Source organism: Trichocoleus sp. DQ-A1, assembly GCF_039961955.1.
Lineage (GTDB): Bacteria > Cyanobacteriota > Cyanobacteriia > Cyanobacteriales > FACHB-T130 > FACHB-T130.
The window spans coordinates 15,131-39,298 of record NZ_JAMPKE010000044.1; the positions used below are offsets into that span (position 1 = coordinate 15,131).

A 24,168-nucleotide genomic window follows, 5' to 3' on the forward strand; every position below is an offset into this window, starting at 1 on the left:
GCCACTCCCGCGTCACATCCACGGCTTACGCTTTTATTTGTATCGATGAAACTCCTCAATCCATAAAAGCAATGCTGCCCTCTCTGGTGAGAGGGCATTTTTGTTTGCAGAGGAGATCGGCTCATAACCCAACCCTAAATTAGCGCTACGCCTTAACGCCCATCTGTCGGAGGATAGCAGTACACAGATTGCTATTGACATCCAGAAAACCATCAATGGCAGTAAAGTGGTTTTTACCAGGTTGGGGTAGATATTCGCCTTTTAAACCTTTCGCTTTCCAGGCTGCTAGAAACTCCTCGGACTGGCGTTGAAATTCTTTAGATTCATCCCCGCCGTAGGTGACAATCAGCGATCCGGCTTTGTCGGGAATATGCAGGATGGGGCTGTTGCGGAGAACTTCTCCCCAAGTTAATTGTAAAGCGGGTTGCAGCCAGGTGTAGGGAAAGGGCATCAGGTCAAATAAACCACTAATCGCGCAGCCTCCTTTAATGATATCGGCGGGTAAACCGTAGGTTCCTTCCCAGTCAGTTGCCATCAGCATTGCTGTTAATTGACCGCCCGCCGAGTGACCAGAGACGTAAATGCGATCGCGATCGCCTCCAAAACTAGAAGCATTTTGATAAATCCAAGCAACCGCTGCTCGACTCTGACGCACGATCTCATCCATTGTCACGGTAGGACACAAAGCATAGTTGGTGACAACTACTGTAACTCCCGCTTCCACAGGTGCTTTGGCGACTAAACTAAAATCCTGGCTGCTGAGCAGTCGCCAGTAGCCACCGTGAATAAACACCAAGATGGGGGCATCCGATTGAGCTGCTGGAAAGATATCCAGATGTTCGGCTAGAGTGGGGCCAAAAGGAACCTGGAGTTTGCAGGACAACGCAGAGCGCACGCTAGCGCTTGTTTTCACGTAGAAATCTGCGTACACCATGAAGTCTGGCACCGACTTTTCTACGTTATATTCAGCATCCAGCTCGGCTTGCGTTGAGAAATTACGATAGAGCATAGAGCGTTTCTCGGTTGGGTGGAATAGATTGCGGTTCTAACGTTCAGTAGCGGCTTTTTGAATGTCATTGTAGAAGCATGGCATTCAAAAAGCCCTTACTGATGTATCGCACCCAACCCTTGAATGGCTATAGTAGTGAGCCTTTGAGCCTTCTGTTTCTCGCAGTCGAAACGTGCATCTATTGTAGTTTGACGCTGCGTTGACGAGTGCGAATCAGGAACAAGGCGATCGCTACCAACCCGATAATCGCAGACGGTTCGGGTACACTAGCGTTAAAACGATTGTTCTGTTGCCTCAGCTGCTCTTTTCCATCTTCAACCGAACGGTTAAAACGGTCTTTCTGAGCTTCCGCAATTCTAAGTGCCTCTCGTTGCTCGTCATTGACCAGTACAATCATGGACGAGTAGGGAGTGACAATTTTGTAAGTTTTAGCGATCGCATGAATGGCATCAAGTTGAGCAATTTGCTTTCCCTTCAGATGTTTGCTTAACCCCAAAACCATTTGCCGCGCCGCTAGAGGTTCAAAACCTTGAGTATTAGAGTTTTGAGTTGCATCAGCACTCTGACTATTCTCCGGGGCTTTTTCCATAAACCAAGCATAGCCATCCACTACGCTGACGACAGATGACCCTAACGCTGCCTTCGTTGCCTGTCGCTGCAAAACTTCGGAAATTTTGGTACACACACCGCCACCACTGTCTTGAATGGCTTTGAGAGTTGCATCGTCATAAGCAGGTGGCAACGCTCCTAGATGCACCACCCACAACGGTGCAGGCATTACTGGTACATCTTTACGATTGTCTGATAACTCGTAACCGCTTTCATCCGTCACCAATAAGATGCCGTCGTAAGGCGTATTCCCTCGCAGTTGGGTAAACTGCCGCAGCATTTCCTTGGGTTGTATGCTGCCGTAGAATGTCATCTTCATGGCATCGAAGCGACTGATATCATCGATGCGCTGCGGTTTTGCACCAGGAGACGCACTGATGTACAAATCGGCATCATTATTCGCGAAGATGTTGTCAGCAAAGCCCTGTTGTTCCAACCAACTCAATGTTTCTGTCAGTTTTTTGGTGTGTGCCGCCATACTCCGGGAAACATCGACAATGACCGCAAACCGCTTTCCTTGGGGCATCAAGTAATCTTTTGCAGCCAACGGCTTGGCTGAGATTTGGTAGCCATCTGGCAAGTTAACCTGATGCAGACTTGGCTGATATTGCCCAGTTGCTGGTAAAAAAGGTTCCAACCATTCATCACCAACCCGTGCTAAAACTTCTCCATTGCGGATACGCTGGGTGTCCTGATTCCAAAAAATGTTACGCTTCTCGCCTAGCTGAGGTAACGCCCACCCCTTCTGTTGTCGCATGACTTTATAAGTCAGCCACAGATGCATTTCGGTTGGTCGATCTTCTGACTCCGCTTGTTCCTGCGGTGATAAACGGGGAGGAATGGGAAAGGCTCGCAAGCGATATTGAAGTGGCCCAACTTGCTCAAGTAAAGCTGGATCGACGGGACGCCAGCGCCTTACCTGTGAAGTATAAACTTTCTGAGCGGCACCGCGTGGCGAAACCTTAAAGGGGAAGCGCTTGGCTAAGTTCTCGCTGTCGCCCAGCCAAACTCCTGTAACTGCAGCGCTTTCTGGCAAAGAAAAAGAATAGAAAATTTCCTCAACATCAGTGGTTTTGTTGGCATATACTTCGTAGAGTTCCACATCTGCCCAATCGCCCTGTGGTTTAACGGTGACTTTTTGCGATCGCAACCACACCTTTTCCTGGTTAATATTTAGCAATCCTGCCTTTGCGTCGTCCAAATTTCCACTAGATTGCAAAGCGTGTTGAATTGCTTGTCGTTCTGCTTTTTGAATTGGCTTGTCAAAAAACTGGGCGTACAGCTTTCCAGCTTTTTCCATATCTCTTAGGGAACCGTTGTATAAGAACGGCGACATCAAGTGATTGTAGCTGTCTTGGAAGAACTGGGAAAGCAGCTCTGGTAAGCCAAAAACGCTCTCATACATAACGCGGATATGGTCATTTTCTTCTGAAGTGCCCAGATACCGATAAGAAGAAAAGTAAGCGTTCAGGAGTCCATCCCGAATCAAGTCGGACTTGGCTACAAGTGCTGCCTTTTCGCTGTCTGATGGTGCTGGGTTTTCTAACAGTTTAAATACCTGAATCTGAGGCTGGGCATTGAATGAGAGGCACAGAATCATCCAAGCAGTCACCACCGTCCCCGAACCAATAACAGTGCGGTTTCGCCCATGCTGAGCCGCAAAAGCACGTAAGATTCGCTGCCCAGATTGAATGTAGTAGCTTGCCAATATCCAAGGCATGAACAGGGATAGGAAAACGCTCACGCAAAAGAGCATAAAGGAGACGGGCATCCACCAGTTTCCGGAAGTCCATATATACCCAAAGTCCCTTACCCACTGAAATTGGAAGAAGTTGTACACGAGAAAGGCGGCTGCGGGTGCGGCATAAAATAGCAGCAGCAACCCCAGGTACACACCAACCCCCGGCATCAGACTGTGAGCCATCATTTGCAACCATGCGATCGCTCGATGACGTTCTGCATAGCCGTATAGCACTTCGAGGTAAAAAGCAACCATACAAACGCCCACTGTGCCCAAAATCAAAGCGCTAGCGGGGGTGAGTTCCGCAAGCCGGAGGCGGAGTCCCTGTCTGAGGAAAAACAATAGTAGGCACAGGAGAAACAGGGGTGCTTCCACGCCATAAAACAAACGCATCAGCTGTAAAGGTTGCTTACGGAAACGCCGCAGTCCCAGCACCGTACAGATAATCGATATCACAATCAAAACTGCAAGGGTGATGAAAAATTCTCTTTCGATCGGACTATTCGACGCAGCCTTAACGATTTCACTTGTATAAGCAGGCCAATACCCAGCGCAGACAACCACCAAAAATGTAATATTACAGAACCAAAATATGCCGTGATATGTGGCATGAAGCAGATTCTTCATAATGCATGTATACCTAGAAACAACTTTTCGATTATTTAGAAAACGATTGAATAAACCATTGATAATTTTGGTTGTCAATCAACCCGAAATTAAATTCTCATTAGCCCTGATTTCTTCAACAGCGATTTTGAATATTTCGTAAACCTCTCTTCGTTTTATTTTTTTAGCGCCCTAAAGCGCTAACGCCCATGCTTTGCTAATGTGGTTCGTTAATTCTTCAATTCCTTATGTACGCTAATCCCAATTTGCAAAGATTCATTGAGTAAACAACTATATTCATCTACGCGATCGCTCAGGCTAAAGGACAGCAAGGAAGTGAGATTTTCTTCAAGGTTTGCAAATAATTCATAATGATTGCTCAGAAATTGACGATGTTTCCTCATGAGCATTTCCGCTTGTAAAGCGCTGCTCAAAGTTTCTTTAGTAATGCTCAAAGCCTGAATGACTTCTTTTCTAGTGCTGAGGTTATTACACCGAGAGGGTGAGCGGCTTGCTGATTCTAGTTCGTCGATGAGAGCGATCGCTTGAATTACCCGATTGTATTTATCGACTTTATCTATCAACCTAGCTAAAGATTTGACTTGTTTAACTTGTTGCCACAAACAAAAATTCCAAATCGAAACCCCCAATAGAGAAATAGTAGAAATTAGGGTTAATAATCTGATGACACCATCTGTATTTCCAGGTAAAGTTCCAGCATTGCGGATTAGAATCAGGCTCACCGGCATAACAAAAATTAAGACCAAGATAAAGATCAATATTTCTGTCAGGAGAACTGATAGAATCTGCTTGGGATTTTTGAGGGTCAACCCTCTATAGATATCAACTGCTAAGGCAGTGCTAGTATCTAAATCAACTAGGTTCTCAAGATCCTCTGCTGTTATTTGCAAATTTTCTAAGTCAGCTTGCATATCAGTTGCTTCCTGTTATGTGCTTAACGAAAACCTAGTGCGCTACTAATTACGTGCCAAATGTGAAAATAAAAGTTACTTTCAATATTACGAAATAGCTCGAAAGGTTTATCAGGAGTTCCAAAAAAAGGTCTGAGTGTCCATCCCAGTTGGCTCCCGACAAAGCCATATAGCACTAACCAACCTCGAATCATTCCTGTGCGTTTTTTCGGGTTATCAGAATCTTGGTCATTGATAAAAATCATGCCTCGGTAAAAACCATTAATGCCTATCAAACCAGTAATCGTAAAAACCAGTACATTCAAAAGCTGAAAAAATCGATAGTCGTTAATGGAAAGACGAAAAAACAGGATAATGGGTGCAAAGCTGAACAGCATCACACCAATGATTGACATAGACGCTAACAGCAACGCTAGGTATTGTCCAAAGCTGCGCTTGGAGCCAGTAATCACATCGAAAAAATATAAAGTAGGCAAACAAATAGCCAACGTGATTAAATACAAGGCAGGTAGTTTAATTGCTGAAGCAACCATTTGCAATCCGCCACTAAACGAACCGATAATTGCTCCATAAAGTGCAAAAAACGCGGAACTACTAATTAATAAGGAAACAATCTTGTTTTCAAGTCTTATCCCTTTACTAATCTCTTCCAGAAATTTCTGGCGATCGCGCAAAAAGTGCATTAGGATCGCAAAATGATTCATGGCATCTCCTCCTATCAATTCAGGTATCGCTCTACAAATCTCTCAGGCACCTGCCTCAAACTTGTGGGGATATCCCCGATATTTGTTACAAAACTTTACAAACCTGTGAAAAGCGAAGACGGATTCGATAGGACTCAACACCCAGAGGAGAGAATCTTACTGAATTCCCTGTTATGAACGAACGGGATGAGCGGCTTGGCAAATTAATTGAAGCAGTCCGTCAGCATCCATCTGGGAGCCTTAGCTGGCGAAAAGCGATGAATCAGCTGTTGATCGAAATTCAGCAATTGCCAGGATTGGCGAGATCCGCGCACCCGGATTACTTGGAAGCTTTGGATGATACATTGCTGAAATTGGGTGATGAGATACAGGAATTTGAACCCAGACAGCCTTCTTTAGAGAAGAGTTTGGTGGCTTGGATTAACCTGAAATTACGCCTGAAATATGAAGTGCGCGATTTGCATTCCTCTCAGCAGACTCGTGCCAAAAATCCCAAGAATCCTCAAGCGGAATTTCAAGAACAAGTAAGGAAACCGCCCCTCTCGCTGGATGTTCCCTTGGGGAATGAGGGGAGTGAAACTTTTGGCGATCGCTTGGCGGCTTCAGTTCCCTGTACGCTTTTAGAAATAGAAGCACAAACCCGGCGAGAACAGGAACAGCGGAAAAATCAAAGAATTGGGGTTCAGCTAAAGCAATATATTGACCGAGATCCGGAAGGCAAACTTCGGCGTTGCCATCCCCAAGCTTATCCAGAGTGTAACTGCCAAACCCTCAGCCAGCGCTTGCTCTTAAAGTATCCACCCGACAAACTCGCTCTTGTAGCACGGGATCTCAACATTAATTACAACACCCTGAACTGGCATTGGAAAAACAAAGGACTCCCGCTTCTCCAAGCGATCGCTAGAAGTTTGGGCTATCAACCAAATGTAGAAGAAGACTTATGAATAGCACCGCACCTGTTTCTCTTAACGTTCCCCTCAGCGACATCGCCCATCAGCTGGCGCGACAATTTGCACAAGAGCAAGCGACTCCTGAAAAAGGGGTACGGGTATATCTCAATACCCTGGCTGTGTGGGCGGTTCACCGCTATCTAAAATGGCTGAGATACGAGCCGGATCTCACCTCAAGCGACAGCTGGCATCCTGGTATGCGAGCTATGTTTGATGTGGCGGATCTGGTGTTGCCTAACTTAGGTAGATTAGAGTGCCGTCCCGTCCTGCCTGGGGAGACATCAGTTACGCTACCGCCAGAAGTGATGCAAGATCGAGTTGGCTATGTGGCAGTTCAGTTTGGATCGCATTCTACTCCCACAGAACCAGTCTACTTGCAGGAAGCACAGCTGATTGGATTTGCTCCCGCTGTTGCTACTATCGATCCGCCAGAGGAACTGCAACTGGCTGACTTGCAATCTTTGGATGCACTGATGGAGTATCTAGATCAACTCGAATCGGCGCTGTCAGATGCACCCAACAAGACGCGATCGCACTTAAACAACTGGTTACAAAATCTCTTCGAGTCAGGTTGGCAGACAGTAGAAGAGGTGTTGACGCCACAAATGCCTCTTTTAGCATTACGCAGATCGACTGTAAGACGGGCAAAGCGGATAGAGTTGCAAACAAATGCAGTTGTTTTAATAGTCACCATCCAGCCAGAAAACCCCGAAAGATTGGGCATTCATCTGCAAGTTTGTTCTGTTAATCCACCAATAGCATTGCCAACTCAGCTTAGATTACTGGTACTTACAGAATGTGGGGAAGTATTCAGAGAAATTATCGCCAGCGGTACTGACACCTTCATGCAATATGAATTCAGCGGACAAGTGGGGGAACAATTTAGTGTCAAAGTAGCGTTAGGAGATATTAGCATCACAGAAGCCTTTGTCATCTAGCAGGCAGCAATGGAAAAGTTAGTCATCTTGGATATCGATGGTGACTTGCATCAGGGAGCAATAGCAACGCTGGAAATTCGGGGAGAAGGCAACCATGCTGTTACCACCCGTGCCAAAGGTAAATTGCCCCCAGCAACTCAGTTACTGGAACAATACGAACACTGGCAGTCTATTTATCGCAGTCTGTCGTTCCTGTTTCGCTTGGAAGAAAGAGGAGGACAAATTATTCAGGGTTCTCCAAAAGATTTACTTGATGCTTGCCGCCAGTCTGCTCAGACCTTAGCCGATAGTTTGACAATCTGGCTCAAAGCTGAGTCATTTCGCCCGATTCGAGAAAAATTACTCGAAAAATTATTACCAACTGACACAGTGCGGTTAATTCTGCAAATAGAAGACAACCAACTGCGACGACTCCCTTGGCATTTATGGGATTTTTTCGAGCGTTATCCTAGAGCAGAAGTAGCGCTGGGAGCAACTGCTTACGAACGGGTGAAAACTGATGCCCCATTCCGGGAAAAACCCAGAATTTTAGCGATTTTGGGGAATGGGAACGGGATTGATATTGAAGCAGATCGACAGTTGCTTTCAAGTTTACTTGAGGATGCAGAAATTGTCTTTTTAGTAGAACCGCAACGCCGTCAGTTATATCAACAACTTTGGGACTCATCGGGGTGGGATATCTTATTTTTTGCCGGACATAGTTCCAGCCTTGCTTGTGGCGAAACGGGGGAGATTGAAATTAATGGTAGCGATCGCTTATCCATCACCGAGTTAACTTATGCTCTGAAAAGAGCCATAGAACGCGGCTTACAACTGGCAGTTTTCAACTCCTGCGATGGACTAGGCTTAGCACGTTCCCTCGAAAGCCTCCACATTCCCCAAATCGTCGTCATGCGGGAACCAGTCCCTGACTTGGTTGCTCAGGAATTTCTCAAGTATTTTCTCACTGCCTTTTCTAGGGGTGAGTCTTTTTATACCTCTGTGCGAGAAGCACGAGAACAGTTGCAAGCTTTAGAGGATCGATGTCCTTGCGCCAGTTGGTTGCCAGTAATATGCCAAAATCCCACAGCGGTGCCCATAATTTGGCAAGGATTACATGATAGAGGAAAAGGGTCTCTTGCGGGGTACGGACACAGCGCCGTTCCCCTACAAATTGGGCAAGATTTCTCCTGTCCCTATCGGGGTTTGTCTGCATTTCAAGAAGCCGATGCACCGTTTTTCTTTGGCAGGGAGGCTTTCACTGAGAAACTGTTGAAAGCGGTATATAATCAGCCACTCGTTGCTGCGATTGGCCCTTCCGGTAGCGGTAAATCTTCCGCAGTATTTGCAGGCTTAATTCCACGTCTGCGTCAGATAGAAAACTGGCTAATTGTTAGCTTTCGTCCGGGGAATCGTCCTTTTTTAAAACTGGCAGAACAACTGATTCCCCTATTAGAACCGCAGTTGCGTGAAACGGATCGTTTGGTTGAAATCAACAAACTAGCAACAGCAATTCAGCAGGGTGACTTGCCATTAATCGCTGTGTTAGAGCGAATTTTAGATAAAACTCCCACAACTGATCACCTGCTTTTATTTGCCGATCAGTTTGAGGAATTGTACGCGCTTTGCCAGGAAGCGGAAATCCGTCAACGCTTTCAAGATGAATTATTAACTGCTGTCAACCAGATACCCAGTTTTACCTTAATTCTCACTTTACGAGCAGATTTCTGCGAATACGCCCTTTCTTACCACCCCTTTGCCTCTGCGTTGCAGCGCTTCCCCCCAGAATTTTTAGGGCAAATGAGCCGCTTAGAACTGCAAGCCGCGATCGCAAAACCAGCCCAGAATTTAGGCGTACAGATCGAGGAAGGATTGCGATCGCGCATACTAGATGCCGTTAGCTGCGAACCCGGTTCTTTGCCTTTACTGGAGTTTGCCCTAACCTTGCTGTGGGAACAACAATGCAATGGTATCCTCACTCATGCTGCTTATGATGCCATTGGAGGTGTCGAACAAGCACTCGCCAGTTATGCCGAACAGGTGTATGCAGCACTCAAATCGGAAGAACAGCAACAGGCAAAGCGTATCTTTCTCCAATTAGTGCATCCCGGTGAAGGGACTGCTGATACTCGCCGCATCGCCACCCGTACCGACGTAGGACAAGACAATTGGAACTTAGTTACGCGCTTAGCAGATGCACGTTTGGTTGTCACCAGACAAGATGAGGCAACTAGGGGTGAAACCGTCGAAATCGTCCATGAAGCACTGATTCGAGAGTGGCAACGCTTGCGCCAGTGGCTAGAAGATGACCGCAGCTTCCGGACTTGGCAGGAGCGATTGCGGATAGCTTTGCGACAATGGGAGAGCCAGCAAGATGAGGGGGTACTGTGGCGAGGTGCGCCGTTATTAGAAGCCCAACATTGGTACGCCGAACGTTCAGCCGATCTGAGTTTAAAGGAGCAAACTTTTATACAGGCGAGTTTGGCACTGCAAGCACGAGAGCAGAGAGTACGCGATCGCCAACGAAGACAAGTTATCCTGGGACTCACGAGCGGTTTGATAGGACTAGGATTGCTAGTGGGAATTGCCACAAAGCAATGGCAGCGAGCCGAAACAAGTGAAATCGATGCCCAACTCAATGCTTTAAGTGCCTCCTCAGATGAACTTTTAGCCTCAAATAAAGAACTAGAAGCATTGCTGGAAAGTTTAAAGGCAGGTAGACAGCTACAACAATCTATCGAAGCCAAACCCGATACCCGCATTCGAGTGGTAACGGTTCTACAGCAAGCCGTCTACGGCGTCAGAGAGTATAACCGTCTGGAGGGACATCAAAGAACAGTCATTAGCCTCAGTTTTAGCCCGGATGGTCAAACCATCGCATCTGCGAGTGATGACGGTACAGTTAAACTTTGGCAACGGGATGGCAGGCTGTTGACGACGCTGGAAGGACATCGAGACAAGGTAAAAAGCGTCAGCTTCAGCCCAGACAGCCAAATGGTGGCTTCTGCGAGTTATGACAAAACGGTGAAACTCTGGCACCGGGACGGTACACTCCTAACCACTCTCAAAGGGCACACGGGCAAAGTCAATAGCGTTGCTTTTAGCCCGGATGGTCAGTTTCTCGCCTCTGCCAGTGCGGATAAAACGGTGAAACTTTGGCGGCGGAACGGCAGCCTAATTGTCACCTTAAAGGGTCATCGCTCTTGGGTAACAAGTATTCACTTCAGCCCAGACAGCCAAACCTTAGCGACAGCTAGCACCGACAAAACAATTAGACTGTGGCACCGTAATGGTAAATTGCTAGGGATTCTAAAAGGGCATACCGCTTCAGTCAATAGCGTCAGTTTCAGCCCCGACGGTCAGACTTTGGCTTCTGCCAGTGCAGATACTACAGTGAAACTCTGGCGTCAGAATCGGAGTCTGGGAGGTTTTGAAACTCGTCCCTACAGAACTTTCACCGAACACAAGGATCTCGTTTGGGCGGTTAGTTTTAGCCCAGACGGTCAAACCGTGGCTTCTGCCGGTGCGGACAAAACGGTGCAACTTTGGCGTCTGGATGGCACGCTTGTTTCTACTCTCAAAGGACACAGCGCTTCGATTTACAGTGTGAGTTTCAGCCCCGATGGTCAGAGTTTGGCTTCTGCCAGCGCCGATACTACAGTTAAACTCTGGCACCCTAACGCTGAGAAACTTCCCACTTTGCAGAAGCATGATTCTGAGGTGCGGGGTGTAAGTTTTAGTCCAGATGGTCAGACTTTGGTTTCCGCCAGCGCCGACAAAACAGTGAAGCTTTGGCATCAAGACGGGAAGCTGCTAAAAACTCTCAAAGGACACAATGGGGAGATTTCCAGCATCAGTTTTAGCCCAGATGGACAGACGTTTGCTTCAGCGAGTGCTGACAAAACGATAAAATTGTGGCACAAAGACGGCACGCTTCTGAAGACCTTCCAGGGACATACTGCTAGTGTCTTGAGTGTCCGTTTCAGTCCAGATGGTCAGACTTTAGCCTCAGCGAGTGCCGACAGAACTGTGAAACTCTGGAATCGGGATGGAACTCTACTGGATACCTTGATCGGACATCAGGAATCGGTAACAAGCGTGAGTTTCAGCCCGGATGGACAGACTTTAGCTTCTGTGAGTGCTGACGAAACGGTGAAGCTTTGGCATAACGGAAGTTTGCTCAGCACTCTACCGGGACATAGTGCTGGTATTTTAGATGTCAGCTTCAGTCCCAATGGTAGTACCTTAGCTTCTGCCAGTGCTGATGGAATCGTAAAACTTTGGAGCAACGGTCAGTTGCTCAAAACCTTAACTGGGCATACCAATCGAGTCAATAGCATCAGCTTCAGCCCGAATGGTCAAACTCTCGCTTCTGCCAGTTCTGACGGAACGGTGAAACTCTGGAGCCTGAGTGGGAAATTGCTCAAAACCTTACGTGGGCATACTGATAGCGTTTTGGGGATAAGTTTTAGCCCAGATGGTCAAACAATCGCTTCAGCTAGTAGCGATCGCACAATTATTTTATGGAATTTGGATCTGGATGCCCTACTGGTTCTAAACTGTGCCTGGATGCGAGATTATCTGCAAACACACAGCCTGTCGATTTGCCAGTAAAGTTGCACAAAATCCAGGTTAATTGCGATCGCGATATCTGCCTCTTTGTTGCTTCCAAATTCCTGACTTAAAATTAGCGGTTCCCCAACTGAATACACCGAAATGCCAGACCCTCTCAAACTGACACAAGATTAATGACCTCAGACAGCACTTATCTACAAATCAAGAATCTCGCAATTGGAGAATCTACGACTGTAGCCAAGAATTGCTCTTCCTTCCCAGAATCTTGCATTACTACAGGTGACAGTCATGCCGTTCAAAGTTGAAGTAGTTCCACACAATCTACAGTGGCGAGATGCGTTTGAGGCTGAGTCGCAGCAAGTTGCTGAGGTAATGGGTGAAAATATGGTTGCAATACATCATATTGGTAGCACGGCAATTCCTAATATTTACGCAAAGCCCATTATCGATCTGCTGGTTGAAGTGAAAGATATTTCTCGTGTAGATGAGCAGAGTGCAGCAATGGAGTCACTGGGTTATGAAGTGATGGGTGAATATGGAATTCCCGGTCGTCGATTCTTCCTTAAGAATAGCCAAGCAGGTATCAGAACACATCACATTCACACATTCGAGATTGGTTCAGCACAGGTAAAGCGTCACTTAGCATTTCGAGATTACATGATTGCTCATCCTGACGATGCACAGCAATACAGTAACCTTAAGCGGAAATTAGCCGAGATGTATCCCGATGATATAGAGGGATATATGGACGGGAAAGACGACTTTATCAAAACCATTGACCGAAAAGCAGCAGGGTGGCGTGTGTCTTCAGTAAATAAGTAACAGTGTCCCTATCCAGACTTATATTTTGTTCGCGAGGAGAAACCTCTATGAAATCCCATATTGCGATCGCTGAACTTAGCTATTAGGTATCCAGTAAACCATCTGAGGGTTACGAACATGGCAGAGAAGAAATCTTTGATTTTGCGGCGTCAACACATTGAAGACAATATGCAAACATTCTCACACCCCTGGAATCCGAAATCCGAAATCTCAGGGACACAAATGGGGCGATCGCTCGGACTAAAGCGCACCGGAGTCAACTTTGTAAAAGTCCCTCCAAAAAAGGAATCCTTTGTATATCATTCCCACTACCGCGAGGAAGAATGGATTTACATCCTATCGGGCAGCGGAATTGCGGAAATTGACGGGGAAGAATTTGAAGTTGGTGCAGGAGACTTCATGGCATTCCCGACTCCTTCAGTCGCTCATCATCTGAGGAATGCAGGTGAGGAAGACTTAGTTTACTTAGCGGGAGGAGAAAACCTCGATATAGAAATTGCCGATTTCCCGCACCTTGGAAAACGTATGATTCGCCGTGAGGATACGATTGAAATCTTTGACGTGTCAGATGCCAAACCGTTTGGAGCATTAGACACCTGACTTCTCGCTCAACCAGGATGTCTGCACGTTAGCTTGCTTCATATCTTGGTGGGAGCCACTGAAAGCTCTCTGTTACAAATCTCCTAGCTACTGTGGCAATGGGCGCTCCTGTAGTAATGTGCTATAACTTAGCAAAGCTTGGAATCAGGAACACTACTAATATGGATTTATCTGTACTGGCTTTACAAGCAGTAAATATCGTGCTGTATCTGCTTGATAAGTCTACAGGCGGTGCTTTAGAAAAGGCTGGAGCAGATGTCTTGGAGTTTTTAAAAGCAAGATTTCAAGGAAGGCTTCAGCTTGAGAGAACTAAGGAAGAACCAAAGCTTTTAGAAGCTGCAATCGTAAGTGAAGCCGAATCCGACAAGAGATTTCAGAAGGACTTAGAGAGACTGGTTACTCGGTATCAGCAAATACAGAACATCTCTAAGGTTTCTCAAACCACGCAATCAGGCGTAAACCTCAATGTTAATAACAATCCAGGTACAGTTATAGGTCAACAGATAGATAAGCAATTTTTTCGTTAATCAAATCTATCTTGACCTTCAAAACTTAGATTTAGAGCCACATACTAATCTAATTAAGAAGCTCCTAAACTACTTAAAAGTAGTTATTTTTTTAGTAGGGTCTTTGTTTTTTTGGATTTTATTTGGTTGTTTTGCTGACTATTCTTTTCCCTATGGTCATGCCTTTGATTTATTATTAGCTTGTTTCAAAGGAACAGTTTCAGCAAGGGTTAACAGTCTACAACAACAGATACAAAGAATAGAAGTAGTCTCTCAACCAGATAACTTACAGCAAGTTCAAAGACTCAATAATCTAGAGTCTCAAGCATGGCTCTATGAGGGGATTTTAGAGCGTATTGGTGAAGACCCTTCTGCCAATCATGAAAAAATTGCAAGAACAATTGAGGCATTAGAGTATAAAAGAAACGAAATTTTACAAGAGTTAGAGCCTCGAAGATCAGGAAAATACCGTATTTTAGCAAATATACAAGACTATGCTCGATCCCTTTTAGCTAGTCAAGCAGAGAAGGATTATATAAGGCTTGAAAGGATTGTAACTAACTTAGTTGTTTTTGCAAATAGTAGACAACCTTCACAGATTATCCTCACAGAGGTAATTGAAAGACTAACTATAGAAACAGCACAAAGTGCTAATAAAATTAGCCCGTTCCGCCTTCGTCTGGCTTATAAAATCGAGGATTTGCTCAAAATTTTATCAGCCAAACTGGTTCTAGGCTCTAATACTTCTAGAACTGATAGTAATTATCAGGCACTTATTAATGAATTACGATCTCGAATTAATCTTTTGTCGGATCAGTTCAACAGTTTGCTGAGAATTAGACAAGATAATACTAACGAATTGAATAGGCGCACTCAAAATATTTCAAGTCTCACTAGAAATATTTCTGATTTATATAGAGATATATCTGAACGTGATGCTAATATAGCTGCTCTGCGAGAGAATGTTCAAAATTTAATACAAATCGATCAAGAGAAAAACACTCAAATTAACAGCTTGCAAAAGTCGATATTCACTCTGCAAAAAGAAGGTGAAAGTTCAACGGGGCTTGCTAAAGTAAAACAGGCTCAAATTAATGACTTGCAAAATCAATTATCCCAACTGAATCAACAGAAACTGGAGTTACAGCAAAGAATACGAGACATAGTAGAATCGGCTAAAAATAAACAATTTCAAATTGATGAATTACAGATTGATAAGTCCCATTTGAATGCCCAGAAACTAGAGTTGCAACAACAAAATCGGATAATATTTCAACACTATCAGCAACAACAAAATGAAATATCTGATTTGAAAGCTCAAATAAAAAAACTGTCCCAAACTAACCGGATGCAGTCTTCCAATCCTACCTATATAACCCCACAACAGCCTGTTAATAGGGAAGAAACTAGAGCAAAAATTACACCAGAAGAATATAAGAAAATTTCCAATAAAAGTGATTATGTATACGTTAAAGCTCATCCACGAAATGGAACATACGTAAAAGCACATTATAGAAGACGACCAAGACCAAATAGATAAGCTTCAGGATAAAATCTTGTGTAACTTCTCCACAAAGCTGTTAGTTGAGATAGAGTTAATAAGCCAGCGTTAAACAAATTAGAGCAGCGGACAGTCCGACCATGTGTACTTCGTTTAGAGTCCTCTGCTGCCGCAGATTTTAGCCATTAGGAAACTTTTGCGATCTCACCTTCGCGATCTGCTGCCAGGGTGATGTAAGGGCAAATTATAAATAATACAAAACTTCGAGGAGCCTTGGGGTGATTCAGCGCGTCGCGAACGACTCCTAGAAGCGATTCGCTGGCTGGAAACAGAACCGTCTATGTTAGGTATGAACGCTCACATGATGGCTATTGCTCACAAGAGTGCGAGTTAATAACGATGAGTTGTGTACTCGAAACAACTAGATTACAGCTTCGACCTTGCCAGATAGAGGATATCCAACTCGTCCACACGCTCTGGACGAATGACCGTATTCGTTATTTCCTATTCGACAACCGGATAATTTCGTCTGACGAGGCGCAAGCATTCGTTGAGGACAGCCTCGCCAACTTTGAACAGTATGGGTACGGACTCTGGCTAGTCTTTATGCGCGACCTTGACGATGTTGTAGGCTTTGCTGGCTTCTTGCCTTCAGAGGAAGGGACTCCCAGTTTAATCTACGGTGTTCATCCCGATTGCTGGGGAAATGGCTATGCAACAGAAGCCGCCAGCGCAGTGTTGAGCTATGCTCTGGACAAGCTTGCCCTTCCCAAGGTGAGGGCGGATGTGGACGAACCAAACATTGCCTCTGTGCGGGTGCTTGAGAAGCTAGGCATGAGGCGAACAGGACAGGAAGTCGTCAACGAGCATCCTCTTCTTTACTTTGAAAAGTTGCGATCGCCTTAAGCAGTGCAGAAATTCATCGCGATCGCAAACTACGATCTGCAATGTCTGCTTGTCACCCAATCGGGTGAGGTGTTCTTTCCGCAAGTTTTTGTAGTATGCCTGTAGTAAAGCGCAGCTTAAATTTCCGGAATTACGGCAACGTAGGCATCTCAGCTAATTTTATGATTACTTTAACAATGCGTCCTTATGCAGGGGAAGCGGATTTAGAAGCGATCGCTCACCTGATCAATTCCTGCGAAGCGGTCGATAAACTTGACGAAGGCATATCTGTCTCTGAACTGCGACAGGAATTTAAAGCACCTTCATTAGACAAAGCACGCGATCTTTGCCTCTGGGAAAACTCTGACGGTAAGCTGATTGGCTTCGGACGAATGTGGATTCCCCCTGATGGCGAAATCATCGAAGGCTACATTGGTTTCCACGTCCACCCAAGCGATCGCGGCGTTTATCTGGAAAAACAGATCGTCGCCTGGGGTGAGGAAAGGATGCGCGAAGTTAGCAAAGAACGCTGCATGAGTGTTAAGCTGCGCTCCAGCGCTCGCGAAGACCAAGCCGAACGCATTGCTTTCTTAAAAAGTTGCGGTTTCACTGCCGATCGGTACTTTTTCACCATGAGGCGATCGCTGGATGAACCAATACCACAACCGCAGTTTCCAGCAGGTTTCACCATTCGCCAAGTAGAAGTTGAACAAGACGCAGAAGCGTGGGTGGAGATGTTTAACCAATCGTTTATCGACCATTGGAATCATCACCCTTTAACTGTGGAGATGCTTAAGTATTATCTAAGCGACCGGGATTACAAGCCGGAATTAAACTTGATTGCGATCGCTCCTGATGGGACTTTTGCTGCTTTTTGCCACAGCAGGATCTATACAGAGGAAAATGCACGCAGCGATCGCAACGAAGGCTGGATTGCTGTACTAGGCACGCGGCGCGGCTTCCGTAAGATTGGGCTGGGACGAGCTATGTTACTAAGCGGGATGCAGCGTTTGAAGGCTGCTGGCGTAGAGACAGCCAAGCTTGGCGTCGATGCTCAAAATCCTTCAGGTGCGCTGCAACTCTACGAATCTGTCGGTTATGCCACACTTCACACCCGCATTTTCTACGTCAAGGATGTGTAGTTAGACTCTTGCTAAAAAATCTTGCTGCCGAACTCTTGACAACTTTTGTAGTGTTTATGTAGTATAAAGTAGTGAAGCAAGAGAACCACAAGTTCACACATCATCTTGCTTCCAACTTTAAGGAGGTGTTCAAAATGGTTCACATTCGTTTTGAAGGTCGTTCTTACGACATTGAAGAAAAGCAACTAGGTGTAACGGATGGCATGAACGACAAATCCGTTAAGGAACGCCTTGCACAGCATTTTGATGTTAGAAGCGATCGCTTCCAATCCTACGTTGTCGATCGTCGTCCCAGTGGCGATTTAATTGTGCGCCCAGAAGCCGTCTACGGCTAAATAGTTTTGATTTTTAAGTTAACTTGAAATTCAAAACTCGAAATTCAAAACTCAAAATTATTACTGTCCCGCGCCCTAATTTGTGAAGCATACACACATTCCCGTTACGATCGGGGAGGTAGTGGGTTCGATTCCCACCAGCTGCTCTATTATGCAGCTGTAGCTCAACGGATAGAGCGCCAAGTGATAAACGCTTTGCTAACTTGCGCGGGATTGAAATTCAATTTTTATGCGAACTGATGTGAAAATCAAGGCACGCGCCCTGATGTAAGAAGCATACAAACTGGTAACGTTCGGGACACCGAATTGTAGGTTCGATTCCTACCCTCTCCGCTGCTGGGAGAGGTGTAAAAAAGCTTTTTTAACTTGTGCGTAGCCTCCCATATTTACACTAAATTTTGTGTCGCATCACTTCGTACCCTAACTTAAAAAGCTTACATACTAGCTCTGTGGTAGAGCAATCGAATTGTAATCGATAGGTCGGGTTCAACTCCCGTTAACCATAGCTTTCTTAACTTGTACGAAGTGACAATTCTTTCCAAAACAGATTGCAAATTAAAGAGTGCGTTTTATGGATACTCAGCTTTAAATTTTCTGTTCCGCGCCCTAACCTGAAAAGCATACACACATCCGCCTGATAAGCGGGAGATGTAGGTTCAATTCCTACCGCTGCCACTATTTGGCAGTGTAGAGTAACGGTAACTCTCCAGTGAATAGCTTTTAAAACTTGTGCGGAACACCCATTATTTTCAAAGCAGCAAAATCGCTTCGCGCCCTAATGGATAAAGCTTACATACTAGCTCAGTTGGTTAGAGCACTTGACTCATAATCAAGCCGTGACGGGTTCGATTCCCGTGTATACCCAAACAGCTTTTTCGACTTGCGCGGAGCAATCTGAACACGAATAAATTTATTGTTGTTTTTGATATTTACTGGAGGTGTTTCTAATGTTATGCAGTTCTTCCCTAATTACAGCAAACTTAGCCATAACTGAATGGCAATTCGTCAGAATCAACAGACATTTAGGGACGATACTAAGTAATGAGCGAACACCGTTTGGGTGAAATTGTCATTGAACGTCCTCGTGGAGGAATGAGGATAAGTGTAAAAAAGCTTAAAGGTTATAAAAAAACTCTGCAAAAGATTACTCATGAAGCAAGTGAAGATGGGTTGCTAAGCCCTTATTTAATTAAGACAAGAAAACGTACGAAGCACTTTTCAGATCATCTAGGTCCATTACGTCGCTGGTTGCGTTCTAAAGTAGGCGAATCTTGGGATAATGTTTACAGCGAACTATGCCAGCAGCTTGAAACGAGAACGTTATCAGGACAACATATTCTCTCCCATGTATGGGGTTTTGTGGAAAAGGATGTTGAACTAATTGATGGAGTTCCTTATTCTACTAAATCGTGCAAGTATTTACCCAGAAACCCGCTGAATTATTGGAGAGAGCAACTTTATATCCATCCCGACACTAAAGTTCTCTGCCTAGCGAAGAAAGCACCCAATAAACCTCCCGAAAAGCCAGATAATCTAGTAGTTGTTAATGAGCGCCTAGAATATCATAAAATCAACAATTTGTGGTATGCAATAAAGCTTCAAAATACACCACCAACAAAGCCAGTAACAGATATTATCTTAAAAGAAATTGCTGACGGTTGGAGTGTACGGGAGAAGCAAGGTAGAAGAATCTACAGAAAAAGTTACGCTGTCGATAAACGTCAGTGTAACAAGAAGGAAATAAAGTTCATTATGCAGCAGCTTGCAAATAGTTAAACTTCTCATTCCGCGCCCTGATAGAAAAAGCTTACATACTAGCCGAATTGGTACAGGCGCTTGATTTAAGCTCAAGATTATGCAGGTTCAACCCCTGCGTATGAAACAACAGCTTTCTCGACTTGCGTGGAATGATAATATTTCATTTTTCATTATGAGGAGGAGTATAAAGATGTCTCTAAAAACAATTGAGATTGTAGAGCAATTAAAATCTTTAACACTAACCGAAGCAGCAGAATTAGTTAAGCAAGTTGAAGATACTTTTCGAGTTGATGCTTCGCCTCGCCAGCGGACAGGTATTATTGAAATAATCGAGGAAAAAGGTGAAGAGCTTTCTGTACAAACTGAGTTTGATGTAGTTCTAGAGGAAGTTCCTGCTGATAAGAAGATTGCAATCCTCAAAGTTGTACGGACTTTGACTAATTTGGATCTGAAGTCAGCAAAAGATTTTGTTGAGTCAGCGCCGAAAGTGGTGAAAGAAGCGATCGCACTCTCCGACGCAGAAGAAATCAAGCAACAGCTAGAAGCAGCAGGCGCTAAAGTTTCTCTCAAGTAGTTTGCACTCTCGCAGTTGTGAAATATCAGTCACTCAGTGAGATAGAAAGTCTAATTGCGGCATTCGAGAATTGCACCTTGCCACGAGACGAGTGGAATCATCGCGCACATTTAACAGTTGCACTATGGTATCTCACTCGTTACTCGAAGGCAGAAGCAACGAATTGCATACGCGATCGCATCCAGCGTTACAACTTGGCTAATGGGATTAAAACTACTAAAAACAGTGGCTATCACGAAACGATGACACTGTTTTGGATTCGGATTGTTAGTTACTATCTATCGGTTGCAGATCGAACTCGCTCTATCGTATATCTTGCTAACGAACTTATCGATAGTTACGCAGATAAAAATCTTCCTCTGACATACTACAACCGCGATTGTTTGATGTCTTGGGAAGCACGGATAAGTTGGCTTGAACCCGATTTGAAATCTTTAGATCAGCAGGGATGACAGTCTCTTGCTTGGCGAATATAATGGCAGTTGTCGCCGCGCCCCAACTGAGAAAGCTTACATACCCTTTTAAGGTAAAACAACAGCTTTCTCGACTTGCGCGGCACCAAATTACTTGCGTGCGACATCTGCCTCCTCAACACTTCAAGATGCAATGGAGGTAGTTGCAATGAATACACTAGAACTCGACTTGCGTTTAGAAATTCTCAATAGTCTGCTAACTACGCCACACCGGGAACTCGGTAAGGTAGCAGAAGTGCATAAGATGATGGTCGAACTTGACCCCATCTTTTACGGACACCTGGCTGTATGGTATCAGCGTCAGGGTGATGTGCGCGACCACAAGGAAGTTTTTGTGGGTAATTTGCTGACCAGCAGCTTGAACGAACATCGCGGTGCAGGTTTCATGATGTTACAAGAGTTTCCGCCTTACCAGGTGGCGCGAATTGTAGACTTTATGAAGCAGCATCAGCAAAAGTTGCCGCGTTCGGCGCGGACTGCGGTGCGGCGTTATTTGCAGGAACGGGAAAAGAATGCTGCATTTTTCGATCGCGCTGCGGTGCGGGGACGCAAGGCGATGAAGCATCTGTATGCAAGTTTGCACATTAAGCCAAGCGATCGCGCTAACGCCGTACTATTCAAAGATGCACCGCCTGAAGATAGTCTTGCGTTTGCACTCAAGCAGCTTGCAAAAGCAGAGACACCACAAGCACAAGCACAACTGATTGCAGAACACAAAATTCCCTACACTGTCGCCATTGGTGCGGTGAAGGAAGTAACGCCAGAAGTGCTGATGGCGCTAGTTAACGCCATGTCACCGCAGGAGGTAATTAACAACCTTAAGTCACTCCAAGCGCGAGGTGCGATGGAAAACGCTGAGGTGAAGGTGTTGCTTGATGCAAAACTCACAGAAGCTGCAACAAGCGATCGCGTGTCTGCATTCAAGGCGATGAAAGCAGCAGGTGTCGCCAATGTCGATGATGCAACTGTGGCGCAGCTAGAGCAAGTTGTCAACGAACAGGTGAAAAAGCGGGGTAAGATTACCAAGTCTACCGCCTTGTTTGTAGACAAGAGCAGCAGCATGACCCAGGCGCTGGAAGTCGGAAAGCAAATTGCAGCTTTGATTTCTGGCATCAGCGAAGGTAACTTATTTGTTTATGCCTTCGACACCAAAGCTGTTGAAGTAAAAGCACAAGGTAAAGCGCTGTCAGATTGGGAGAAAGCTTTCCAGAAGCTGTTTCCGGATGGTTGCACTAGCATCGGTGCATCGCTAGAAAAGATGCGGCAAAACAAGCAGTCGGCAGAACAAATCATCATCGTTACCGATGAAGGCGAAAACAACGCTCCTTACTTCAACGCAGTTTATCCCCGATACTGCGAAGAGTTGAAGGTAGTGCCTAATGTAATTATCGTCAGAGTCGGCAATCACGGCAACTACTTAGAAAAGCAGTTGCAACAGTCTCAAGTATCGCTGGAGACATTTACCTTCGCAGGTGATTACTACTCGCTGCCAAACTTGGTGCCATTATTGTCTCGTCCATCTCGCCTTGAATTGTTGATGGAAATTCTAGAGACACCGTTACCAGTGCGAGTTGATAACTAGATAGGCTCACTTGTAGCGCCATAGTAGCGTGAGAAAACCTAACCCCTAACCCCTTTTCCTTGTAAGTAAGGAGAAGAAAAAAGCCCCTTTCCTCGCAGGAGAGGGGTTGGGGAGAGGTCAACAAAATTATTAGTCAAGGAGGAATCTAACATGGTGGAAATAACTGCACAGGTTGTCAAACAACTGCGCCTACAGACAGGTGCAGGCATGATGAATTGTAAGAAGGCGCTGGATGAAACCAATGGCGATATGACCAAAGCGATCGCATGGTTGCGCCAAAAAAGTATGAGTAGAACATGCGGTGGGAGTCATCGGATTTCGGCAGAAGGAATTATTGACAGCTACATTCATACTGGCGGTAAAGTTGGCGTACTAGTAGAAGTAAACTGCGAAACTGATTTTGTAAGTCGCAGCGAAGTATTTCAAACCCTGGTGCGAAACATCGCCATGCAGATTGCCGCTTGTCCGAATGTGGAGTATGTAAAGGTAGCAGACATTCCGGCTGAAATTATCGAGAAAGAAACAGAAATCGAAAGGAGACGCGATGACTTAACTTCCAAACCAGCAAACATCAAAGAAAAAATTCTTCAAGGACGAATTGAAAAACGCCTGAAAGAAATGTCTTTGATGGATCAGCCTTACATTCGCGACCAAAGTATCGTGGTGGAAGAACTGATTAAGCAAAGCGTAGCTCAACTGGGCGAAAATATCCAAGTGCGTCGCTTTGTCCGCTTTAACTTAGGCGAAGGCATTGCAAAGCCTGAAAGCAACTTTGCCGAAGAAGTCGCTGCACAAATAGGCGGTAGGGAATAAAGCTGACAGTTTATACTTGTGGGGTAGACATCTGGTCTGCCCTACTTTCTTCAGAATCGTTAAGCTACTTCTACTCAGCACTTCCAAGATAGGATAGTCTCAATAATAAAAAGTTAAAACGATGGCAAGCCCTTCCCTGCCAGTTCAAGACACACCTAGAGAATGCACCCATCGAGTTATCCTGCAAGGGGTTAGTTGGCAAACTTATCAAGCATTGTTAACTGAAATGGGGGATAATCGTTCTTCTCGTCTTGCCTACGATCGAGGTGTATTAGAAATTACAATGCCGTCCGACCGCCACGAAACTAACACGAAGCTTTTGGAACGGATGATCGAGGCATTAACTGAAGAGTTGGACTTACCCATAAAAGGATTTCGTTCAACAACTCTAAATCGAGAAGATTTGCAGCGTGGTGCAGAACCGGATTCTTGCTATTACATCCAAAATGTTGAGCGCATTCAAGGTAGAACGATAGACTTTACCAAAGATCCTGCACCTGATTTAGTAATTGAGGTTGATATTACCAGCCCCTCTAGTAGAAGATTGCAAATTTACAGTCAGTTAGGAGTTTCTGAAGTTTGGCGTTATGTTGGGCAGCGGGCAGAAATTTACCAGTTACAGGCAGGAACATACAATCTCTGCGAGAATAGCCCAACGTTTCCTTTTGTATCTGTAGAAATTATAAATCAATTTCTACAGCAAGCAAAAACCCTAGATGATACTACTTTTATTCGTACTTGGCGTAAGTGGATAAGAGAGAAACTGCGGGAAAAAGAGGATCGGTGAGGATGCGATCACCCTTAGAGTTGCTGATAGAGATTTTTAAGTCATTTCTCCCAATTTATCCGGAATAGTAAGAGATGACTTTTCTGACTACATTACTAATCTAGTAAAAAGTCAGTGGAAATATTTATTTAATCTGAGAGTTTAAATTTTTATAAATATCCATATATCTCTAAATAATGCTCAAAGTCCATGCCCATATCTTCATCAAATCCAAAAGCTTCGTACATATCTTGCGGGTAGTGGTGAATAGTAATGGTTAAGAGCGAAGGGAGGCGTTGTAATGATGCACAAAATACCAAATCGCACCAATGTGATTACTCAACTTCTTGGAGAACGATAAGGTTTTA

General features: G+C 44.9%; 20 protein-coding genes, 3 tRNA genes and 1 pseudogene. 19 read left to right on the forward strand and 5 right to left on the reverse strand.

Annotated features, from left to right (window positions below):
• Positions 1-145: 145 nt before the first annotated feature.
• The 4 genes from NDI33_RS25010 to NDI33_RS25025 form a co-directional block, all read right to left on the reverse strand.
• Entirely contained in the window at positions 146-1,009 is an 864-nt protein-coding gene (locus NDI33_RS25010) for an alpha/beta hydrolase (RefSeq protein ID WP_190678775.1), read from the reverse strand.
• A 178-nt stretch (positions 1,010-1,187) separates the two neighbouring features.
• Positions 1,188-3,986, reverse strand: coding sequence for a TIGR02921 family PEP-CTERM protein (locus NDI33_RS25015; protein ID WP_190678777.1), 2,799 nt, complete (start codon positions 3,984-3,986; stop codon positions 1,188-1,190).
• Between the two features lie 209 nt (positions 3,987-4,195).
• The gene (locus NDI33_RS25020; protein ID WP_190678779.1) at positions 4,196-4,897 is read right to left on the reverse strand and encodes a hypothetical protein; all 702 of its coding nucleotides are present in this window, start codon (positions 4,895-4,897) and stop codon (positions 4,196-4,198) included.
• Between the two features lie 23 nt (positions 4,898-4,920).
• On the reverse strand, positions 4,921-5,601 hold the full coding sequence (locus tag NDI33_RS25025) for an actin-binding WH2 domain-containing protein (protein ID WP_190678781.1): 681 nt from the start codon (positions 5,599-5,601) through the stop codon (positions 4,921-4,923).
• Positions 5,602-5,774: 173 nt separating this feature from the next.
• Here NDI33_RS25025 and NDI33_RS25030 point away from each other — a divergent pair, with 173 nt between their 5' ends.
• From NDI33_RS25030 to NDI33_RS25120, 19 genes are all read left to right on the forward strand, one after another.
• Positions 5,775-6,545, forward strand: coding sequence for a hypothetical protein (locus NDI33_RS25030; protein ID WP_190678782.1), 771 nt, complete (start codon positions 5,775-5,777; stop codon positions 6,543-6,545).
• A complete protein-coding gene (locus tag NDI33_RS25035) occupies positions 6,542-7,489 on the forward strand; it encodes a DUF1822 family protein (protein WP_190678784.1) in 948 nt (315 codons plus the stop codon). Before NDI33_RS25030 ends, NDI33_RS25035 begins: the two co-directional genes overlap by 4 nt.
• Positions 7,490-7,498: 9 nt before the next feature.
• On the forward strand, positions 7,499-12,082 hold the full coding sequence (locus NDI33_RS25040) for a CHAT domain-containing protein (RefSeq protein ID WP_190678785.1): 4,584 nt from the start codon (positions 7,499-7,501) through the stop codon (positions 12,080-12,082).
• A 249-nt stretch (positions 12,083-12,331) separates the two neighbouring features.
• Positions 12,332-12,865: a GrpB family protein gene (locus NDI33_RS25045; RefSeq protein ID WP_190678787.1), complete on the forward strand. Its 534-nt coding sequence runs from the start codon at positions 12,332-12,334 to the stop codon at positions 12,863-12,865.
• Positions 12,866-12,982: 117 nt separating this feature from the next.
• Entirely contained in the window at positions 12,983-13,465 is a 483-nt protein-coding gene (locus NDI33_RS25050) for a cupin domain-containing protein (protein WP_190678789.1), read from the forward strand.
• 161 nt (positions 13,466-13,626) lie between these two features.
• Positions 13,627-13,992: a hypothetical protein gene (locus NDI33_RS25055; protein WP_190678791.1), complete on the forward strand. Its 366-nt coding sequence runs from the start codon at positions 13,627-13,629 to the stop codon at positions 13,990-13,992.
• A 103-nt stretch (positions 13,993-14,095) separates the two neighbouring features.
• Positions 14,096-15,511, forward strand: coding sequence for a hypothetical protein (locus tag NDI33_RS25060; protein ID WP_190678793.1), 1,416 nt, complete (start codon positions 14,096-14,098; stop codon positions 15,509-15,511).
• Positions 15,512-15,871: 360 nt separating this feature from the next.
• Positions 15,872-16,378, forward strand: coding sequence for a GNAT family N-acetyltransferase (locus NDI33_RS25065; RefSeq protein WP_190678794.1), 507 nt, complete (start codon positions 15,872-15,874; stop codon positions 16,376-16,378).
• Between the two features lie 95 nt (positions 16,379-16,473).
• On the forward strand, positions 16,474-17,499 hold the full coding sequence (locus NDI33_RS25070) for a GNAT family N-acetyltransferase (protein WP_348245681.1): 1,026 nt from the start codon (positions 16,474-16,476) through the stop codon (positions 17,497-17,499).
• Between the two features lie 134 nt (positions 17,500-17,633).
• Positions 17,634-17,834: a hypothetical protein gene (locus tag NDI33_RS25075; protein WP_190428392.1), complete on the forward strand. Its 201-nt coding sequence runs from the start codon at positions 17,634-17,636 to the stop codon at positions 17,832-17,834.
• A 442-nt stretch (positions 17,835-18,276) separates the two neighbouring features.
• Positions 18,277-18,337: transfer RNA gene (locus NDI33_RS25080), tRNA-Thr, on the forward strand.
• A 291-nt stretch (positions 18,338-18,628) separates the two neighbouring features.
• Positions 18,629-18,699, forward strand: a tRNA-Met gene (locus tag NDI33_RS25085).
• A 176-nt stretch (positions 18,700-18,875) separates the two neighbouring features.
• A complete protein-coding gene (locus NDI33_RS25090; RefSeq protein WP_190678796.1) occupies positions 18,876-19,610 on the forward strand; it encodes a hypothetical protein in 735 nt (244 codons plus the stop codon).
• Between the two features lie 31 nt (positions 19,611-19,641).
• A tRNA-Leu gene (locus tag NDI33_RS25095) sits at positions 19,642-19,716 on the forward strand.
• A 66-nt stretch (positions 19,717-19,782) separates the two neighbouring features.
• Positions 19,783-20,166, forward strand: a complete 384-nt coding sequence (rplL, locus tag NDI33_RS25100) for a 50S ribosomal protein L7/L12 (protein WP_190678798.1) — start codon at positions 19,783-19,785, stop codon at positions 20,164-20,166.
• Between the two features lie 17 nt (positions 20,167-20,183).
• The gene (locus NDI33_RS25105) at positions 20,184-20,618 is read left to right on the forward strand and encodes a hypothetical protein (protein ID WP_190678800.1); all 435 of its coding nucleotides are present in this window, start codon (positions 20,184-20,186) and stop codon (positions 20,616-20,618) included.
• A gap of 169 nt (positions 20,619-20,787) precedes the next feature.
• Positions 20,788-22,221, forward strand: a complete 1,434-nt coding sequence (locus NDI33_RS25110) for a hypothetical protein (RefSeq protein ID WP_190678801.1) — start codon at positions 20,788-20,790, stop codon at positions 22,219-22,221.
• A 150-nt stretch (positions 22,222-22,371) separates the two neighbouring features.
• Positions 22,372-23,034 (forward strand): translation elongation factor Ts, encoded by a 663-nt coding sequence (gene tsf, locus NDI33_RS25115; protein WP_190678803.1) that lies wholly within the window; start codon positions 22,372-22,374, stop codon positions 23,032-23,034.
• Between the two features lie 121 nt (positions 23,035-23,155).
• A complete protein-coding gene (locus NDI33_RS25120) occupies positions 23,156-23,821 on the forward strand; it encodes a Uma2 family endonuclease (protein ID WP_190678805.1) in 666 nt (221 codons plus the stop codon).
• Positions 23,822-24,077: 256 nt separating this feature from the next.
• On the opposite strand, the pseudogene NDI33_RS25125 reads toward NDI33_RS25120, so the two are convergent.
• Positions 24,078-24,168 (reverse strand): annotated as a pseudogene (locus tag NDI33_RS25125) (IS1 family transposase); the annotation flags it as partial.

Excerpts from the sequence above, each read along its gene's own strand:
- NDI33_RS25010 (WP_190678775.1), bottom strand. The coding sequence starts at position 1,009 with ATGCTCTATCGTAATTTCTCAACGCAAGCCGAGCTGGATGCTGAATAT.
- NDI33_RS25015 (WP_190678777.1), bottom strand. The coding sequence starts at position 3,986 with ATGAAGAATCTGCTTCATGCCACATATCACGGCATATTTTGGTTCTGT.
- NDI33_RS25020 (WP_190678779.1), bottom strand. The coding sequence starts at position 4,897 with ATGCAAGCTGACTTAGAAAATTTGCAAATAACAGCAGAGGATCTTGAG.
- NDI33_RS25025 (WP_190678781.1), bottom strand. The coding sequence starts at position 5,601 with ATGAATCATTTTGCGATCCTAATGCACTTTTTGCGCGATCGCCAGAAA.
- NDI33_RS25030 (WP_190678782.1), top strand. The coding sequence starts at position 5,775 with ATGAACGAACGGGATGAGCGGCTTGGCAAATTAATTGAAGCAGTCCGT.
- NDI33_RS25035 (WP_190678784.1), top strand. The coding sequence starts at position 6,542 with ATGAATAGCACCGCACCTGTTTCTCTTAACGTTCCCCTCAGCGACATC.
- NDI33_RS25040 (WP_190678785.1), top strand. The coding sequence starts at position 7,499 with ATGGAAAAGTTAGTCATCTTGGATATCGATGGTGACTTGCATCAGGGA.
- NDI33_RS25045 (WP_190678787.1), top strand. The coding sequence starts at position 12,332 with ATGCCGTTCAAAGTTGAAGTAGTTCCACACAATCTACAGTGGCGAGAT.
- NDI33_RS25050 (WP_190678789.1), top strand. The coding sequence starts at position 12,983 with ATGGCAGAGAAGAAATCTTTGATTTTGCGGCGTCAACACATTGAAGAC.
- NDI33_RS25055 (WP_190678791.1), top strand. The coding sequence starts at position 13,627 with ATGGATTTATCTGTACTGGCTTTACAAGCAGTAAATATCGTGCTGTAT.
- NDI33_RS25065 (WP_190678794.1), top strand. The coding sequence starts at position 15,872 with ATGAGTTGTGTACTCGAAACAACTAGATTACAGCTTCGACCTTGCCAG.
- NDI33_RS25070 (WP_348245681.1), top strand. The coding sequence starts at position 16,474 with ATGCCTGTAGTAAAGCGCAGCTTAAATTTCCGGAATTACGGCAACGTA.
- NDI33_RS25075 (WP_190428392.1), top strand. The coding sequence starts at position 17,634 with ATGGTTCACATTCGTTTTGAAGGTCGTTCTTACGACATTGAAGAAAAG.
- NDI33_RS25090 (WP_190678796.1), top strand. The coding sequence starts at position 18,876 with ATGAGCGAACACCGTTTGGGTGAAATTGTCATTGAACGTCCTCGTGGA.
- rplL (WP_190678798.1), top strand. The coding sequence starts at position 19,783 with ATGTCTCTAAAAACAATTGAGATTGTAGAGCAATTAAAATCTTTAACA.
- NDI33_RS25110 (WP_190678801.1), top strand. The coding sequence starts at position 20,788 with ATGAATACACTAGAACTCGACTTGCGTTTAGAAATTCTCAATAGTCTG.
- tsf (WP_190678803.1), top strand. The coding sequence starts at position 22,372 with ATGGTGGAAATAACTGCACAGGTTGTCAAACAACTGCGCCTACAGACA.
- NDI33_RS25120 (WP_190678805.1), top strand. The coding sequence starts at position 23,156 with ATGGCAAGCCCTTCCCTGCCAGTTCAAGACACACCTAGAGAATGCACC.